Below are 15,895 nucleotides of genomic sequence, written 5' to 3'. Positions count from 1 at the left end.
GCTATTTGAATTGGATTGGGGAAACGCGGTTCAGTGCGAAACTGGGACCACGGAGCCGTCAGAGGATACCGTAAAGCGTGCCACGTTGGCTCGCTGGTACGGCGAAAGGTCGACGATAGTGCCGGCCTGCTGAACCTCGACCGCCGATGCATTGCCCAGCACCATGCGGGCCACCTGGCCTGGCGCGAAGCTGCGGGTCTCGCCCGACTTGATCAGGGCCTTTTCGACGGTGGTGCCGTCGGGCCCGGAAATATCCACCCAGCTGTCGCCTTTGAACTGCAGGCTCAGGGCGCCGGCCTGCGATGCCGGCGCAGCGGCCGGACGCGGAACCGGGGTCAGCGATGCCAGATACGGCGCCGCCGGTGCCGAAGGCTTGGCCGCTTCGACCGCCACCGGTGCGGCCGGGTCCGGGGTGTCGCCACCGGCCACCGGTACCGCCGCCGGGATCACATCCAGCGAGGCGGTGTTCGGGGTGGTCGCCGTGCCATCGAAATGGCCGCGGGTGGCGAACCAGACCGGCACGGCCAGAACGGCGGTGATGCCGACATACAGGACACGACGCCCCAGGCTCTCGGCAATGCGCCGGGCCCGCGGGGTATGGGTGTGGCTGACCAGCTGCGGCGGCACGATCGGCCCGATATGCGCCTGCTCGAGGATCTCGCCGATGTCCACCTTGAGCAGGCGGGCATAACTGCGCAGCTGGCCGCGGACGAAGACCGGCGCGCCGAGACGCTGCCACTGTTCTTCTTCGAGGGACTTGAGTACCTGAACCGGCATATGCAGCTGCTGCCCCACCGCCTCCAGGGTCAGTCCGGCCGCTTCCCGGGCCTGGCGAAGACGAGCTCCGCAACCGGCCGCAGTATCAAAAGCGTTCACAGTCTGGTCATCAATCACAATGCTTCAACCCCGGGGATTAGGTGCCGCATCCTGCGGAAATTCGTCATGAATTCGCTGCAGATAGCGACCGGATGCCACGCTGTCGCCAAGCCGCGCCTCGATTTGAGAGGCAAGTTGTAACACGGAACGTGTGGCCGGTGCAGCCGTCAAACGCCGTTGCGAAAAGGCCCGGGCCTCGAAATAGCGCCCTTGGGCGTACTCGTTGCGGGCCATCGACTCCAGCGCATAGGCATTGACGGGATCTATCTCAAGCGCCCGTCGCAGGTCCGGCACGGCCCGTTCGGGCTGGCCTGCGTCCAGCGCACAGCCACCGGCATTGGCCAGGGCGGACGCCGGCGTGGTGTAGCCCGGGGCCTGCAGCGCCCGGTCGAACCAGACCAGCGACTCGGCCGGCCGGCCATGAGCACATAGCCACGCGCCATAATTGTTGAGGACGTCGCCGCGCTCCGGGCCCAGCTCAGCGGCCTTGGCGTACAGCTGGCCGGCCTCGGCCTCGTTGCCGCGCTGGGCGGCGATGGCCGCCAGCAGCATATAGGCCTCGGGACGCCGCGCATCGATCTTCATGGCCGCCCGCACCCGCTTCTCGGCGGCATCCGGGGCACCTGCGCGCAGCGATTCGCCAGCCAGGACCATCTGGTCCTGGTAGTTCACGCGCTTGCGGATCTCAGGGTTGTCCCGGGCCTCATAGGTCGGCGCGACCTCAAGGGGCCCGGACGGCGGTTTGATGCCTTGCTTGCCACAGCCGACCACTGCCAGCGCGAGGAAAACAACGGCTGGCAATCGGCAATCAGGCAGCCGCATCCCGGCCTTTCCCGTCCTGCAGCGTTTTATTGAACTCGGCCTGGCGGCGCGTGCGATCCATGACCTGGCCCTTGAGCTGGCCGCAGGCGGCATCGATGTCGTCGCCACGGGTGCGTCGCACCATCGTCAGCACCTTCGCATCGAGCAGGATCTTCTGGAAGGCGCGGATGTCGGTTTCGCCGGAGCGCTCATAGCGCGTGCCCGGGAATGGATTGAACGGAATCAGGTTGACCTTGCCCGAGTTCGAGGCCTGTACGGCGTTGTCGAACTGGCGCATCAGCCGCGCCAACTGGCGGGCGTGCTCGGGCTGGTCATTGATGCCCTTCATCAGGGTGTATTCGAAGGTGACCGATTCGCGGCGCTTGTTGGCGCGCAGGTAACGTGCGCACGAGGCCATCAGCTCGACGATCGGGTACTTCTTGTTGAGCGGGACCAGGGTCTCGCGCAGTGCATCGTTGGGCGCATGCAGCGACACCGCCAGCGACACGTCACTCTCGGTGGAGAGGCGGTCGATCTGCGGCACCAGGCCGGAGGTGGACAGCGTCACGCGCTTGTTGGCCAGGCCATAGCCCAGATCGTCGCGCATCACGCTCATGGCGCGCACGACGTTGTCGAAATTCATCAACGGCTCGCCCATGCCCATCATCACCACATTGGTGAGACGACGCTGCTTGTGCGGGATGTTGCCCAGATGGCGCGCCGCGACCCACACCTGGCCGATGATTTCGGCGGTGGAGAGGTTGCGGTTGAAGCCCTGGGTGGCGGTCGAACAGAAGGTGCAGTTCAGCGCGCAGCCGACCTGCGACGATACGCACAGCGTGCCGCGGTTCTTGTCCGGGATGTAGACCGCTTCAATCGCGTTCTTGCCGTCGGTGCCCATGGCCAGCAGCCACTTGTGGGTGCCATCGGCGGAGGGCTTGTCGAACACGATGTTCGGAACCAGCACCTCGGCATGCTGCTTGAGCTTGGCGCGCAACGCCTTGCCGAGGTCGGTCATGTCATCGAAATCGGTGACGTAGTGATGGTGGATCCACTTCATCACCTGGTGGGCACGGTAGCGCGCTTCGCCGAGTGTCTCGGCGAAGAAGCGCTCCAGACCCTCGCGATCGAGGTCGAGCAGGTTCTGCTTGGCCACAACCGGGCTCGAGATGAGCACGGATGGGATGGCGGTTGGCTGTACGACCTCGTTCACGGCATCACTCTCAGCGCGAGACGACTTCAGTCGCGGCGAAGAAGTAGGCGATTTCGATCGCGGCATTCTCAACCGAGTCCGAGCCGTGGGCGGCATTGGCATCGATGGATTCAGCGAAGTCGGCGCGGATGGTGCCTGCGGCGGCTTCCTTCGGGTTGGTGGCGCCCAGCAGGTCGCGGTGGGCCAGCACGGCGTTCTCGCCTTCCAGCGCCTGGATCATCACCGGGCCGGAGATCATGAACTCGACCAGCGCGTTGAAGAACGGACGCTCGCGGTGCACGGCGTAGAAGCCTTCGGCTTCACGGCGCGACAGCTGCTTGTACTTGGCGGCGACGACTTTCAGGCCGGCCTTTTCAAAGCGGGCGTAGATTTCGCCGATGACGTTCTTGGCGACGGCGTCCGGCTTGATGATGGAAAGGGTGCGCTCCAGCGCCATGGGAATACTCCGTTGGGCGGGCCACTTGATCGGCCCGAGGTTAACATGAAAAAAACCCGCGTCAAAACGCGGGCTTAGCCTGATATACGTGCGCCAATTCTAACGTGTCCTCCCCATCTCCGGTAGTGCCACGCCATGCGTGGCAGGCTTGGACCGCATGGGATCGCTCGCCCCGTTCATGGAATGAAGGGTTGCCGGCCAGCGGCCGGCACTACCCGGGGGCGGATGAACGGAGGCCTATTTCTGCTGCGCCGCACAATGCGATGCCGCAGCCGCAGGTCTAATATCAAACAATCGTTTGATTGAACTGCCCTGCCCCATGGCCAAACCTGCCCACTTCTCCACCAAGGACCGCATCCTCGGCGCCGCTGAAGAACTGTTCGCCCTGCACGGGTTCGCGGGCACCTCGCTGCGCCAGGTCACCAGCCAGGCCGATGTGAACATCGCCGCGGTCAACTACCACTTCGGCTCCAAGGAGAACCTCGTCAACGAGGTCTTCCGCCGCCGGATGGACGAGATGACCTCGGCCCGCCTGGCCCAGCTGGAGGCTGCACGCCGTGAGCACCCCGGCGCGCTGCGCCCGGTGCTGGCCGCCTTCGTCGAGCCGGCCCTGGCAATGGCCCAGGACCGCCAGACCGGCGGCGCGTTCGTGCGGGTCATCGCCCGCGCCTACGCCGAAAAGAACGACAACCTGCGCAAGTTCCTGTCCGACCATTACGGCCACGTCCTGCGCGACTTCGGCAAGGCGATCTCCGCCTGCGTGCCGGAGCTGAGCAAGGAAGAGCTGTACTGGCGCCTGGATTTCCTCGCCGGCTCGCTGACTTACGCGATGGCCGACTTCGGCCTGATCAAGCGACCCGCCGGTGTCACCGAAGCGGCGCATCGTGCCCATGCCGCCCAGGAACTGATTCATTTCGCCGAAGCCGGATTCCGCGCCAGCGCGGCCTCGAGCGCTTCGACGACCTCCCTTTCCACCCCGTAGAGCCGGGCGTTGACCGGCTTCCAGACAACCAAAGGCTTATCGACATGTCCAATTCCCTGCTAGTCCGCCGTGCCGCCGTGCTGGGTGCCGGCGTCATGGGTGCCCAGATCGCCGCCCACCTGACCAACGCCGGCGTCGACACGGTGCTGTTCGACCTGCCCGCCAAGGAAGGTCCGGCCGATGGCATCGTGCTCAAGGCGATTGCCAACCTGGGCAAGCTCAGCCCTGCCCCGCTCGCCAGCAAGTCCTACGCCGAGGCGATCACGCCGGCCAACTACGAAACCGGCCTGGAGCAGTTGAAGGACTGCGACCTGATCATCGAGGCCATCGCCGAACGGATGGACTGGAAGCAGGACCTGTACAAGAAGATCGCCCCGTTCGTGGCCGATCACGCCGTGCTGGCCTCCAACACCTCGGGCCTGGGCATCAACAAGCTCGCCGACGTACTGCCAGAACAGCTGCGCCACCGCTTCTGCGGTGTGCATTTCTTCAACCCGCCGCGCTACATGCACCTGGCCGAGCTGATCCCGGCGACCACCACCGACGCCGCCGTGCTGGAAGGCCTGGAAGCGTTCCTGGTCACCACGCTGGGCAAGGGCGTGGTGTACGCCAAGGACACCCCGAACTTCATCGGCAACCGCATCGGCGTGTTCTCGATCCTGTCCACCATCCACCATACCCAGGAATTCGGACTGGGCTTCGATGAAGTGGACGGCCTGACCGGCCCGCTGGTCGGCCGCCCGAAGTCCGCCACCTACCGCACCTCCGACGTGGTCGGCCTGGACACCATGGCCCACGTGATCAAGACCATGGGCGACACTCTGCCCAACGATCCGTGGCATGAATTCTTCAAGTCGCCGAAGTGGCTGGACGCGCTGATTTCCAAGGGCGCGCTCGGCCAGAAGACCGGTGCCGGCATCTTCCGCAAGGTCGGCAAGGACATCGTGGTGCTGGACCTGGAGAAGCAGGACTACCGCCCCGCCGACCGCACCGCCGCACCGGAAGTGGTCGAGATCCTGAAGATCAAGAACCCGGCCGAGAAGTTCGCCAAGCTGCGCGAAAGCCAGCACCCGCAGGCGCAGTTCCTGTGGGCGACCTTCCGCGACCTGTTCCACTACAGCGCCTACCACCTGGCCGACATCGCCGAAACCGCGCGCGACGTCGATCTGGCCATCCGCTGGGGCTACGGCTGGTCGCTCGGCCCGTTCGAAACCTGGCAGGCCGCCGGCTGGAAGCAGGTCGCGCAGTGGATCGCCGATGACATCGTGGCCGGCAAGAGCATGAGCAGCGCACCGCTGCCCGATTGGGTGTTCGACGGCCGCGACGGCGTGCACGCCGCCGAAGGCAGCTACAGCCCGTCGCGCAATGCCAAGCTGCCGCGTTCGGCGCTGCCGGTGTACCAGCGCCAGCGCTTCCCGGATCCGCTGCTGGGCGAGACCTTCAGCCCGGGCGAAACCGTGTTCGAGAACGACGGCGTGCGCATGTGGCACGACGGCGACGGCATCGCGGTGGTCAGCTTCAAGACCAAGATGAACACCGTGTCCGACCACGTGCTCAACGGCCTGCAGGAAGCGATCAAGCGCGCCGAGCAGGACTACAAGGGCCTGGTGATCTGGCAGCAGAAGGAACCCTTCTCCGCCGGCGCCGATCTGTCCGGTGCGCTCGGCCTGCTGCAGGCCGGCAAGGTGGACCAGTTCGAAGAGATGGTGCACAACTTCCAGCGCACCAGCCAGGCGATCAAGTATTCGCTGGTGCCGGTGGTGACCGCGGTGCGCGGCCTGGCCTTGGGCGGTGGCTGCGAGTTCCAGATGCACAGCGCCAAGAGCGTGGCCGCGCTGGAAAGCTACATCGGTCTGGTTGAAGCGGGCGTGGGTCTGCTGCCGGCCGGTGGTGGCCTGAAGGAACTGGCCGTGCGCGCCTCGCAGGCCGCCGGTCCAGGCGGTGACGTGTTCGCCGAGCTGAAGAAGACCTTCGAAACCGTCGCGATGGCCAAGGTCTCCAACTCGGCGGTCAACGCCAAGGAACTGGGCCTGATGCGCGCGACCGACAAGGTGGTGTTCAACAGCTTCGAGACGCTGCACATCGCCAAGGCCGAAGTGCTGGCGCTGGCCGAAGGTGGCTACCGTCCGCCGATGCCGGCCCGCCGCATCCAGGTCGCCGGTGACGTCGGCATCGCCACGTTCAAGATGATGCTGGTCAACATGCTGGAAGGCCGCTTCATCAGCCCGTACGACTACGAGATCGCCGTGCGCATCGCCACCGTGCTGTGCGGTGGCGAAGTGGATCGCGGCACGCTGGTGGACGAAGAGTGGCTGCTGACCCTGGAACGCAAGCACTTCGTCGAACTGGCCCAGCAGGAAAAGACCCAGGCCCGCATCGCGCACATGCTCAAGACCGGCAAGCCGCTGCGCAACTGACCCTTTTAGAGAGATCACTGCAATGACCAAGCAAATCCAGGACGCCTACATCGTCGCCGCCACCCGTACCCCGGTGGGCAAGGCGCCCAAGGGCGTGTTCCGCAATACCCGTCCCGACGACATGCTGGCCCATGTGCTCCGCTCCGTGGTCGCACAGGCGCCGGGCATCGACCTCAACCGCATCGATGACGCGATCATCGGCTGCGCGATGCCCGAAGCCGAGCAGGGCATGAACGTGGCCCGCATCGGCGTGCTGCTGGCCGGCCTGCCGGACACCATCGCCGCGCAGACCGTCAATCGCTTCTGCTCCTCCGGCCTGCAGGCCGTGGCCATGGCCGCCGACCAGATCCGTCTGGGCAATTCGGACCTGATGCTGGCCGGTGGTACCGAGTCGATGTCGATGGTGCCGATGATGGGCAACAAGATCGCGATGGCACCGAGCGTGTTCGACAACGACCACGTCGCCATTGCCTACGGCATGGGCATCACCGCCGAGAAGGTCGCCGAAGAATGGAAGGTCTCGCGTGAGGAGCAGGACGCCTTCGCCCTCGCCTCGCACCAGAAGGCCATCGCCGCGATCCAGAACGGCGAGTTCAAGGACGAGATCAGCCCGTACGACGTGCGCACCCGCCAGCCAGACCTGGCCGACGGCCGCCGCATCATCACCCGCGACACGATCGTGGATACCGACGAAGGCCCGCGCCTGGATTCCTCCGCTGAAGGCCTGGCCAAGCTGCGCCCGGTGTTCCGCAACGGCCAGTTCGGCGGCACGGTCACCGCCGGCAACTCCTCGCAGATGAGCGATGGCGCCGGTGCGGTGCTGCTGGCCTCCGAGCAGGCGATCAAGGACTACGGCCTGACCCCGCTGGCCCGCTTCGTCAGCTTCTCGGTCGCCGGTGTGCGCCCCGAAGTGATGGGCATCGGCCCGATCGCCGCGATCCCCAAGGCGCTCAAGCAGGCCGGCCTGACCCAGGACCAGCTGGACTGGATCGAGCTCAACGAAGCCTTCGCCGCACAGTCGCTGGCGGTGATCCGCGATTGCGGCCTGGACCCGTCCAAGGTCAACCCGCTGGGCGGCGCGATCGCCCTGGGCCACCCGCTGGGCGCCACCGGCGCGATCCGCACCGCCACCCTGTTGCACGGCCTGCGCCGTCGTCAGCAGAAGTACGGCATGGTGACCATGTGCATCGGCACCGGCATGGGCGCGGCGGGTATCTTCGAATCGCTGTAAGGCATTGATCGGTGCCGGCCCACGGGTCGGCGCCGATGCGGCGGATAACCGGCCCCACCGGTGGCACCAATGCAACGGGTATCACCGGCCCTACTGGTGGCATCAATGCAACGGGTATCACCGGCCCTACTGGTGGCACCAATGCAACGGGTAGGCACCGACCGTTGGTCGGTGCACGGTCGGAAACGAAAAGGGCAGCCTCGCGGCTGCCCTTTTCTGTTCTGCCGGGAGCCGGCCAGAGGCCGGCACTACCACAGCTGCTTGAGGAGCCGGCCAGCGGCCGGCACTACCGCCGCTGCATCGCGCGGCGGCAGCTCGTCCTCAGCCTTCAGCCAGCATCTTCTGGAGCACTTCGCGCGCCGGACCGGCCAGCTTCTCGTTGTCGAGCGCAAAGCGGATCGTGGCTTCGACCAGGCCCAGATGGGTGCCGCAGTCGAAGCGACGGCCTTCAAAGCGGAACGCGTCGACACGTTCGCTCTTGAGCAGCTCGGCGATCGCGTCGGTCAGCTGGATTTCGCCACCTGCACCGGTCCCGGTTGCTTCGAGCAGCTCGAAGATCTTCGGGCTGAGCACGTAACGGCCGACCACGGCCAGGTCGCTCGGGGCATCTTCGGGCTTGGGCTTTTCGACGATGGCACTGATCCTGCCCTGGCGGCCGTCGAAGGCTTCGGTGGCCACGATGCCGTAGCTGCCGGTCTTGTCATGCGGTACGTCTTCGACCGCGATGATGCTGGCGCCGGTGGCTTCGTTGGCGTCGGCCATCTGCTTGAGCGCACCGTTGCCGCGGTTCCAGATCAGATCGTCCGGCAGCAGCACGGCGAACGGCTCGTCACCGACAATCGCCTTGGCGCACAGCACCGCATGGCCCAGGCCCAGCGCTTCAGCCTGGGTCACGAACACGGCGCGCACGCCATTGGGCAGCACATGGCGAACCAGTTCGAGCTGCTCCTGCTTGCCGGCGCGCTCGAGCTTCTGCTCCAGCTCGTAGGCCTTGTCGAAATAATCTGCGACCGCATGCTTGTAGCGGTTGGTGATGAAGATCAGCGTGTCACAGCCCGCCTCGATCGCCTCATCCACGGCATATTGGATCAACGGCCGATCAATGATCGGCAGCATTTCCTTCGGAACGGTTTTGGTAGCCGGAAGGAATCGCGTTCCCAACCCTGCGACAGGAAATACCGCCTTGCGAATACGCTTGCTCATCAGAACCTAGTGGCCTCACGCGCCGGAAAGGCGAGCACTTTAGCAGAACTGACGTGATCGTCCTGTTGCAGCGGAGAAAATTCCGGCATGGTCGCAAACAGAATGCTGTTGATCGCATCAGTATCGTAGCTGGCAATCGCCTCGCGCAGTTTCGGCACATTGGCCAATACCTGTTCGCGCGCGAACGTGCGTACGCCGGCCTCGAGAATCTTCGGGTGCGCGGTCGGACGATAATCTTCGTCGGAATAGAACAGCGTTTCGTGCAGTTTCTCGCCCGGGCGCAGGCCCGTATAGACGATGGCGATGTCCTTGTACGGCTGCTTGCCGGCCAGGCGGATCATCTGCTCGGCCAGCACGCGGATCGGCACCGGCTCGCCCATGTCCAGCGTATAGATCGCCCCATGCGAGGCCGACGCGGCCGCCTGCAGGATCAGCTGACAGGCCTCGGGAATGGTCATGAAGTAGCGGGTGACTTCCGGGTCGGTCACGGTGACCGGGCCACCCTTGAGAATCTGCTCGCGGAACACCGGCACCACGCTGCCGGCCGAGGCCAGCACGTTGCCGAAGCGCACGGTCACGAAACGGGTGTGGCTGGTCTTCTGGTCCAGGCTCTGGCAGATCATCTCCGCGTAGCGCTTGCTGGCACCCAGGGCGTTGACCGGATCGACCGCCTTGTCGGTGGAGATGAAGACGAAATGCTCGATGCGCGCTTCGACGCAGGCACGCGCCACCGTTTCGGTGGAGAGGATGTTGTTGCGCACCGCCTCGCGGAGCTGGCGCTCCAGCACCGGCACCTGCTTGTAGGCGGCGGCATGGAAGACCGAGTCCACCCGTGACAGCGACAGCGCATGGCGGATCACCGCGGGGTCGCCGCAGTCACCCAGCACCGCTTCCACCACCAGATCCGGGAAGCTGCGCTGCAGCTCGGCCTCGATGGTGAGCAGGAGCAGCTCGCTCATCTCCACCAGGACGATGCGCCCTGCCCCGTGGCGTGCACACTGGCGGCACAGCTCCGAACCGATCGAACCGCCCGCGCCGGTGACCAGCACGGTGCGCCCGCCCAGCCAGCCACGGATCAGCGCCCAGTCCGGCAGGATCGGCTTGCGGCCGAGCAGGTCCTCGATCGCCACTTCCTTGAGCTCACCCGGCAAGGAATGACCCAGCAGGATGTCGTTGAGCTTGGGCACCATCCGGAACGGCACCCCGGTGCTTTCGCAGATGGCCACCACCCGCTGCATGCCCACGGCATCCAGCGAGGGAATGGCGATCACCAGCAGCTTGGCGGCGGTCTCGCGGACCACGGCCGGGGCATCTTCCAGGGTGCCCAGGATCGGCAGGCCCTGCAGCTTGGCGCCCTGCAGGTGAGGGGCGTCGTCGAGCAGGCCGACCGGCTCGAAATCACCCGAGCGGCGCAGGTCGCGGACCAGGGCCTCGGCCGCCTGGCCGGCACCCAGGATCAGCACACGGCGCGCGGTGACGTCGGACTGCAGCGCCTGATAGTCCTTCCATGCGCGGTACAGCAGGCGCGGCGCGCCCAGCAGCGCGGACAGCGCGAAGGGGTAGATGACCAGCACCGACATCGGCACGCCTTCAAAGCGCTTGTACGCCAAGGCCACCACGACGGCGAGCAGGCCGATGAAGCTGGCTTTGAAAATATTGAGCAGATCGGCGACGCTGGCAAAGCGCCACAGGCCGCGGTACAGGCCCACCCGCCAGAACACCACGGCCTGGATGACCAGCACCAGCGAGGTGTCGATGTTCCACAGCGGCAACGCCGGCGCGTCGACCAGCATCGAGTAGCGTCCGGCGTGCAGCAACTGCCAGCACGCCCAGACCATGAACAGGTCGTGGGCGACGATGGCCGCGCGGGGCATCAAGCCGGTAAGTCGGTCCTGCCAAGGCGTCATAAACAACGTAATCCTTCTAGTTGCGCATTCCCTTGCGCAGGAGCAGCCAAAGGCCGGACGCGAAGATCAACCACGCGATGGCCACGGCAGCCTCCCACCTCGGCTGCAAATTCGTGCATGCATTAAACACTGCCGCACTGAATATTCCAAAAACAAGATACATCCCGGTGACGAAAGTGTGGCTTGCACCACCTTTCACCGCGCGCTGATAGAGATGCTGCGTGTGGGGTTCCATCCAGCGCTGTCCGGACAGGATGCGCGAAAGCAATGTGAAGCCTGCGTCCACAAGAAAGGCCGAAAGCGGCACCAGCAACAGCAGCCAGTGGATATCGGTGCGCACACTGACCAGACAGACCAGCGCCGCGATCGCATAGCCCAGCGCCCCGCTGCCCACGTCACCCATGAAGATGCGCGCCTTCGGGTAGTTGAACGGCAGGAAGCCCAGGCAGGCCAGCCCCAACACCACGCCGGCCAGCCCATAAGGTGGCGGCAGGACGAGGGCGAACGCGAGACCGGCCAGGATCGCCTGCGTGGTGGCTATCCCGTTGATCCCATCCATGAAGTTCCAGATGTTGATCAACGAAGTGGCAAACAACAGCGCCAGCAGCGCCTGCCAGGGATTACCACTGGCGTGCCAGACCAACCCAGCCAGCAGCGCGGCCGCGATGACATGGACCAACAGGCGACGCACCGCCGGCAGCGGCCGATGGTCGTCCCACCAACCGATCCCCGCGACCAGCACCAGCCCCAGCGCGAATACCGCCAGGGTGAGCCCGGCCGTGGGCCAGATCACCGCGGCGACCACGCAGGCCAGCAGCAGGGTCAGCACGATCGCGATGCCGCCGCCGCGTGGCGTCGCCACCCCGTGGCTGCGGCGCTCGCCGGGCTCATCCAGTAGATTGCGGCGCAGCGCATAGGCGCGTGCGCCCCAGGTGAGGCCCGCCGATACCGCCAGCACCGCCAGCAGCCCCGCCATCCAGGCGACCATCATGGTTCAGAGCACCGCGTAGTTGAGCAGCGGCTTGACGGTGCCCCATTCCTTGCAGCTCGGGCACTGCCAGTGATGCGTGCGCGCGCCGAAGCCACAGCGGGTGCAGCGGTACGCTGGATTGCGGACCAGCAACTGGTCGGTGATGTGCTTGAGGTCGTGCAGGGTCGCGGTGGAATCCGCGCCCTCGGCCAGGGTCAGGTCGATCAGGGCCGACTCGCCACGCACCGACGGACGATCCTTGAGCTGGCGGCCGAGGTAGGCGCGCGCCGGAGCGACACCCTCCTGCTCTTCCATCAGCTGGGTCAGGGCCAGCACCGGGGCGATGCCGCGATAGTGCTCGGTCATCTCCGAGAGGAACGCGCGCGCGCCACCGAGGTCGCCGACCTTGCGGTAGTTCTGCATCAGCGCCTGCAGCACTTCCGGCAGGTACTCCGGATCGTTGCGGGCGGCCCGCTCGAAGGCACGCACGGCGGCTTCGGCATTGCCCGCATCGTTCTCCAGGCGCCCTTCGATGATGCCGGCACGCACCGACATCGCATCGGCCTGGTAGGCGCGCGCGATGGCCGCGCGGGCCTCTTCGATCTTGCCAGCGCCACGGTAACGCTCGGCCAGCTCGCATTCGAACTGTCCGATCAGCTTGCCCATCGGCTCGCCGGTGACCTCTTCGAAGCGGCTGGCGTTGTCGATCGCCTTTTCCCAGTCGCGCTCGGCCTGGTAGATGCCGATCAGGTGCTTGAGCGCCTGCGGTGCGCGCTGGTCGATCTGGGCGAGCTCGGTGAACACGGTTTCGGCGCGATCAAGCAGGCCGGACTTCATGTAGTCCTCGCCCAGCGCCAGCAGTGCCTGGACACGCTGCTGATCACTCAGGTCCGCGCGGTTGACCAGGCCCTGGTGCAGGCGGATCGCACGATCAACCTCACCGCGGCGGCGGAACAGATGGCCCAGCGCGACCTGGGTCTCGAAGGTTTCCTTGTCCAGTTCGGCGATGTGCAGGAACAGCTCGATCGCCTTGTCCGGCTGCTCGTTGAGCAGATAGTTCAGGCCGCGGAAGTACGTGCTGGACAGATGGCTGACCTGGTTGTCGCCATGGCGTTGACCGCCGCGACGCCCGATCACCCAGCCCGACAACGCGGCCAGGGGCAGGAACAGGAAGAACCAGAACCACTCGGAGACAAATTCCATCGGCGCTCAGCGTCCGTCGAATGTAGAAGAAGAAGGGGGTGCCACGACCACGGCAGGCGCGGCCTTCTGCGCACGGCGCAGTTTGGCGTACAACGGGATCACCACACTGGCGAGCACGAGGCCGCCGCCGATGATTGCACCGGACAACAGGGCGATGATGATCGCCACGCCGGTGGTGGAATTGATCTGGGTAAAGCCCAGGCTGATGATGATCGGCTGCGAGTTGAGGGCGCCGATGATGAGACCCACGACCAGAACCGCCAGCAGGATCAGCAGACGTACGATGTTCATGCAGCAGCTCCAGTTCCGGGAGATTCAAGAGTAGCGGAATATAGAGCAGTGGGACAAAGAGGCCCGGAACGAAAAAAGCAGCGGACCAACGGTCGGCTCTACGCAGGATCGCTTTCCAGCGGTACCACGGCGCTGACGCGCTCGCGCAGTTCCTTGCCCGGCTTGAAGTGCGGGACATGCTTGCCCGGCAACGCGACCGATTCCCCGGTCTTGGGATTGCGCCCCAGCCGTGCGGGCCGGTAGTGCAACGAAAAACTGCCGAACCCGCGGATCTCGATGCGATCCCCGCCGGCCAGCGCCCCACCCATCATTTCCAGCAACGACTTCACGGCCAGATCGACATCGTCCGACTTCAAATGCGCCTGTCGGCGCGCCAGGATTTCGATCAGCTCGGATTTGGTCATTACGGGCTCTTGGGGAGGAACTCAGACCCTGAAACGGCCCGGACTGATGTCCGGGCCGCCCAGGAAACTACGACAGCGACAGACCGATTACTCGGACTTGTTGCCGTTCAGCTGTGCACGCAGCAGCGCGCCGAGCTGGGTGGTGCCGCTGGAAGCCGAAGAGGACTGGTATTCCTCCAGCACTTCGCGCATTTCAGCGTCGTCCTTGGCCTTGATCGACAGCTGCAGGGTACGACCCTTGCGATCCATGCCCACGAACTTGGCTTCCACCTTGTCGCCGACCTTCAGGAACTGGGTCGCGTCGTCCACGCGCTCGTTCGCAACGTCGCGAGCGGCCACGTAGCCTTCGATGCCGTCAGCCAGTTCGATGGTAGCGCCCTTGGCGTCCACTTCCTTGACCACGCCTTCGACCTTGGAACCCTTCGGGTTGGCCGCCATGTACTGACCGAACGGATCCTGCTCCAGCTGCTTGACGCCCAGGCTGATGCGCTCGCGCTCCGGATCGACGGCCAGGACCACTGCGTCCAGGTTGTCGCCCTTCTTGTAGTTGCGGACCACGTCTTCGCCGGTGGTGTTCCAGCTGATGTCGGACAGGTGCACCAGGCCATCGATACCGCCGTCCAGGCCGATGAAGATGCCGAAGTCGGTGATCGACTTGATCTGGCCCGACACCTTGTCGCCCTTCTTGTGGATGGCAGCGAAGGTTTCCCACGGATTGGCGGCAACCTGCTTCATGCCCAGCGAGATGCGGCGACGCTCCTCGTCGACGTCCAGGACCATGACTTCAACTTCGTCACCGACCTGCACAACCTTGGACGGGTTGACGTTCTTGTTGGTCCAATCCATTTCGGAGACGTGCACCAGACCTTCGACGCCCGGCTCGATCTCGACGAATGCGCCGTAATCGGTGACGTTGGAGACCTTGCCGAAGACGCGGCTGTTGGCCGGGTAACGACGGGCGATGTTGTCCCACGGATCTTCACCCAGCTGCTTCAGACCCAGCGAAACGCGGTTGCGCTCGCGGTCGAACTTCAGCACGCGCACGTCCAGCTCGTCGCCGACGTTCACGACTTCGGACGGATGGCGCACGCGCTTCCAGGCCATGTCGGTGATGTGCAGCAGGCCGTCGATACCGCCCAGGTCCACGAATGCGCCGTAATCGGTCAGGTTCTTGACGACACCCTTCAGGATCGCGCCTTCCTGCAGCTTGTCCATCAGCTGCTCGCGCTCTTCCGAATGCTCGCTTTCGACGACTGCACGACGGGACACAACGACGTTGTTACGCTTGCGGTCCAGCTTGATGAGCTTGAATTCCAGCTCCTTGCCTTCCAGGTAGGCCGGGTCGCGCACGGGGCGCACATCCACCAGCGAACCGGGCAGGAACGCGCGGACATCCTTGATGTCCACGGTGAAACCACCCTTGACCTTGCCGCTGATGCGGCCGGTGATGGTTTCGTTCTTTTCCAACGCTTCTTCCAGCTCGTCCCACACCATCGCGCGCTTGGCTTTCTCACGCGACAGAACGGTTTCACCGAAGCCGTTCTCGATGGAATCGAGGGCGACCTTGACGACGTCGCCTTCAGCAACGTCGATCTCGCCAGCGTCGTTACGGAACTGTTCGATCGGCACGATGCCTTCGGACTTCAGGCCGGCGTTGATCACCACGACATCGCCGCGGACTTCAACAACGACACCGCTGACGATCGAGCCCGGCTTCAGCTTGGCCAGATTGGCCTGACTGGCTTCGAACAGCTCTGCAAATGATTCGGTCATTAGATTTACTCTGTTGGACACATGGGCATTGGCCCCCGAAGGGAACCGCTTACTGCCCGCCTGTTGGTCGACCCCGGTAAGGCAGGTCGTGTGTTAAGTAGGAAAACCGCCACGCATCATTGCGGGACGGAGCTTTTGTTGCCTTGCGATGGTGCGACACCGTCGATGGATTGACGGCCCTCCTTTAC

At 64.9% G+C, this 15,895-nt stretch carries 14 protein-coding genes; 3 read left to right on the top strand and 11 right to left on the bottom strand.

Translation table 11 applies throughout. The features are described from left to right. Positions 1 to 30 precede the first annotated feature (30 nt). Genes ABE546_RS07550 through ndk form a run of 4 tightly spaced genes read right to left on the bottom strand, consistent with a single transcriptional unit; the run spans position 31 to position 3,326 of the window. A complete protein-coding gene (locus tag ABE546_RS07550) occupies positions 31 to 894 on the bottom strand; it encodes a RodZ domain-containing protein (protein ID WP_313218068.1) in 864 nt (287 codons plus the stop codon). 6 nt (positions 895 to 900) lie between these two features. Then, a complete protein-coding gene (pilW, locus tag ABE546_RS07545; protein WP_313212319.1) occupies positions 901 to 1,698 on the bottom strand; it encodes a type IV pilus biogenesis/stability protein PilW in 798 nt (265 codons plus the stop codon). Further along, positions 1,685 to 2,890 carry a 23S rRNA (adenine(2503)-C(2))-methyltransferase RlmN gene (gene rlmN, locus ABE546_RS07540; RefSeq protein WP_313218066.1) on the bottom strand — a complete coding sequence of 402 codons (1,206 nt, stop codon included), beginning with the start codon at positions 2,888 to 2,890 and terminating at the stop codon, positions 1,685 to 1,687. Before rlmN ends, pilW begins: the two co-directional genes overlap by 14 nt. A gap of 10 nt (positions 2,891 to 2,900) precedes the next feature. After that, on the bottom strand, positions 2,901 to 3,326 hold the full coding sequence (ndk, locus tag ABE546_RS07535; RefSeq protein WP_008265389.1) for a nucleoside-diphosphate kinase: 426 nt from the start codon (positions 3,324 to 3,326) through the stop codon (positions 2,901 to 2,903). A gap of 319 nt (positions 3,327 to 3,645) precedes the next feature. Here ndk and ABE546_RS07530 point away from each other — a divergent pair, with 319 nt between their 5' ends. From ABE546_RS07530 to ABE546_RS07520, 3 genes are read left to right on the top strand one after another with little or no spacing between them, the layout of a single operon-like run. Beyond that, positions 3,646 to 4,308, top strand: coding sequence for a TetR family transcriptional regulator (locus ABE546_RS07530; RefSeq protein WP_313212322.1), 663 nt, complete (start codon positions 3,646 to 3,648; stop codon positions 4,306 to 4,308). A gap of 44 nt (positions 4,309 to 4,352) precedes the next feature. Continuing rightward, positions 4,353 to 6,725, top strand: coding sequence for a 3-hydroxyacyl-CoA dehydrogenase/enoyl-CoA hydratase family protein (locus ABE546_RS07525; RefSeq protein WP_346463079.1), 2,373 nt, complete (start codon positions 4,353 to 4,355; stop codon positions 6,723 to 6,725). A 22-nt stretch (positions 6,726 to 6,747) separates the two neighbouring features. Further along, entirely contained in the window at positions 6,748 to 7,956 is a 1,209-nt protein-coding gene (locus ABE546_RS07520; protein WP_141058424.1) for an acetyl-CoA C-acyltransferase, read from the top strand. Positions 7,957 to 8,277: 321 nt separating this feature from the next. Here ABE546_RS07520 and galU read toward each other — a convergent pair whose 3' ends face one another. The 7 genes from galU to rpsA all read right to left on the bottom strand — a co-directional run bounded on the left by galU (position 8,278) and on the right by rpsA (position 15,707). Beyond that, a complete protein-coding gene (galU, locus tag ABE546_RS07515; RefSeq protein ID WP_313212327.1) occupies positions 8,278 to 9,159 on the bottom strand; it encodes a UTP--glucose-1-phosphate uridylyltransferase GalU in 882 nt (293 codons plus the stop codon). Then, positions 9,159 to 11,066: a nucleoside-diphosphate sugar epimerase/dehydratase gene (locus ABE546_RS07510; protein WP_346463077.1), complete on the bottom strand. Its 1,908-nt coding sequence runs from the start codon at positions 11,064 to 11,066 to the stop codon at positions 9,159 to 9,161. The genes galU and ABE546_RS07510 overlap by 1 nt, the downstream gene beginning before the upstream one ends. A gap of 16 nt (positions 11,067 to 11,082) precedes the next feature. Next, positions 11,083 to 12,057, bottom strand: coding sequence for a glycosyltransferase family 4 protein (locus ABE546_RS07505; RefSeq protein WP_313212330.1), 975 nt, complete (start codon positions 12,055 to 12,057; stop codon positions 11,083 to 11,085). Positions 12,058 to 12,060: 3 nt separating this feature from the next. Continuing rightward, the gene (gene lapB / locus ABE546_RS07500) at positions 12,061 to 13,239 is read right to left on the bottom strand and encodes a lipopolysaccharide assembly protein LapB (RefSeq protein WP_121042140.1); all 1,179 of its coding nucleotides are present in this window, start codon (positions 13,237 to 13,239) and stop codon (positions 12,061 to 12,063) included. Positions 13,240 to 13,245: 6 nt separating this feature from the next. Further along, positions 13,246 to 13,530, bottom strand: coding sequence for a LapA family protein (locus tag ABE546_RS07495; protein ID WP_313212332.1), 285 nt, complete (start codon positions 13,528 to 13,530; stop codon positions 13,246 to 13,248). A 98-nt stretch (positions 13,531 to 13,628) separates the two neighbouring features. Then, on the bottom strand, positions 13,629 to 13,934 hold the full coding sequence (locus ABE546_RS07490) for an integration host factor subunit beta (protein WP_019183098.1): 306 nt from the start codon (positions 13,932 to 13,934) through the stop codon (positions 13,629 to 13,631). A gap of 87 nt (positions 13,935 to 14,021) precedes the next feature. Continuing rightward, positions 14,022 to 15,707 carry a 30S ribosomal protein S1 gene (rpsA, locus tag ABE546_RS07485; protein WP_121042136.1) on the bottom strand — a complete coding sequence of 562 codons (1,686 nt, stop codon included), beginning with the start codon at positions 15,705 to 15,707 and terminating at the stop codon, positions 14,022 to 14,024. Positions 15,708 to 15,895 lie beyond the last annotated feature (188 nt).

The sequence above is a fragment of the Stenotrophomonas sp. TWI377 genome (assembly GCF_039674525.1).
Taxonomy (GTDB): Bacteria; Pseudomonadota; Gammaproteobacteria; order Xanthomonadales; family Xanthomonadaceae; genus Stenotrophomonas.
The sequence above is the reverse complement of the archived record's forward strand: the minus strand, read 5'-3'. Positions and strand labels throughout refer to the sequence as shown.

Bases quoted from the DNA above. Each gene is read 5' to 3' on its own strand.
- ABE546_RS07490 (WP_019183098.1), bottom strand. From the start codon at position 13,934: ATGACCAAATCCGAGCTGATCGAAATCCTGGCGCGCCGACAGGCGCAT.
- ABE546_RS07525 (WP_346463079.1), top strand. From the start codon at position 4,353: ATGTCCAATTCCCTGCTAGTCCGCCGTGCCGCCGTGCTGGGTGCCGGC.
- rpsA (WP_121042136.1), bottom strand. From the start codon at position 15,707: ATGACCGAATCATTTGCAGAGCTGTTCGAAGCCAGTCAGGCCAATCTG.
- ABE546_RS07505 (WP_313212330.1), bottom strand. From the start codon at position 12,057: ATGATGGTCGCCTGGATGGCGGGGCTGCTGGCGGTGCTGGCGGTATCG.
- pilW (WP_313212319.1), bottom strand. From the start codon at position 1,698: ATGCGGCTGCCTGATTGCCGATTGCCAGCCGTTGTTTTCCTCGCGCTG.
- ABE546_RS07510 (WP_346463077.1), bottom strand. From the start codon at position 11,066: ATGACGCCTTGGCAGGACCGACTTACCGGCTTGATGCCCCGCGCGGCC.
- ABE546_RS07530 (WP_313212322.1), top strand. From the start codon at position 3,646: ATGGCCAAACCTGCCCACTTCTCCACCAAGGACCGCATCCTCGGCGCC.
- ABE546_RS07520 (WP_141058424.1), top strand. From the start codon at position 6,748: ATGACCAAGCAAATCCAGGACGCCTACATCGTCGCCGCCACCCGTACC.
- galU (WP_313212327.1), bottom strand. From the start codon at position 9,159: ATGAGCAAGCGTATTCGCAAGGCGGTATTTCCTGTCGCAGGGTTGGGA.
- ABE546_RS07495 (WP_313212332.1), bottom strand. From the start codon at position 13,530: ATGAACATCGTACGTCTGCTGATCCTGCTGGCGGTTCTGGTCGTGGGT.
- lapB (WP_121042140.1), bottom strand. From the start codon at position 13,239: ATGGAATTTGTCTCCGAGTGGTTCTGGTTCTTCCTGTTCCTGCCCCTG.
- ndk (WP_008265389.1), bottom strand. From the start codon at position 3,326: ATGGCGCTGGAGCGCACCCTTTCCATCATCAAGCCGGACGCCGTCGCC.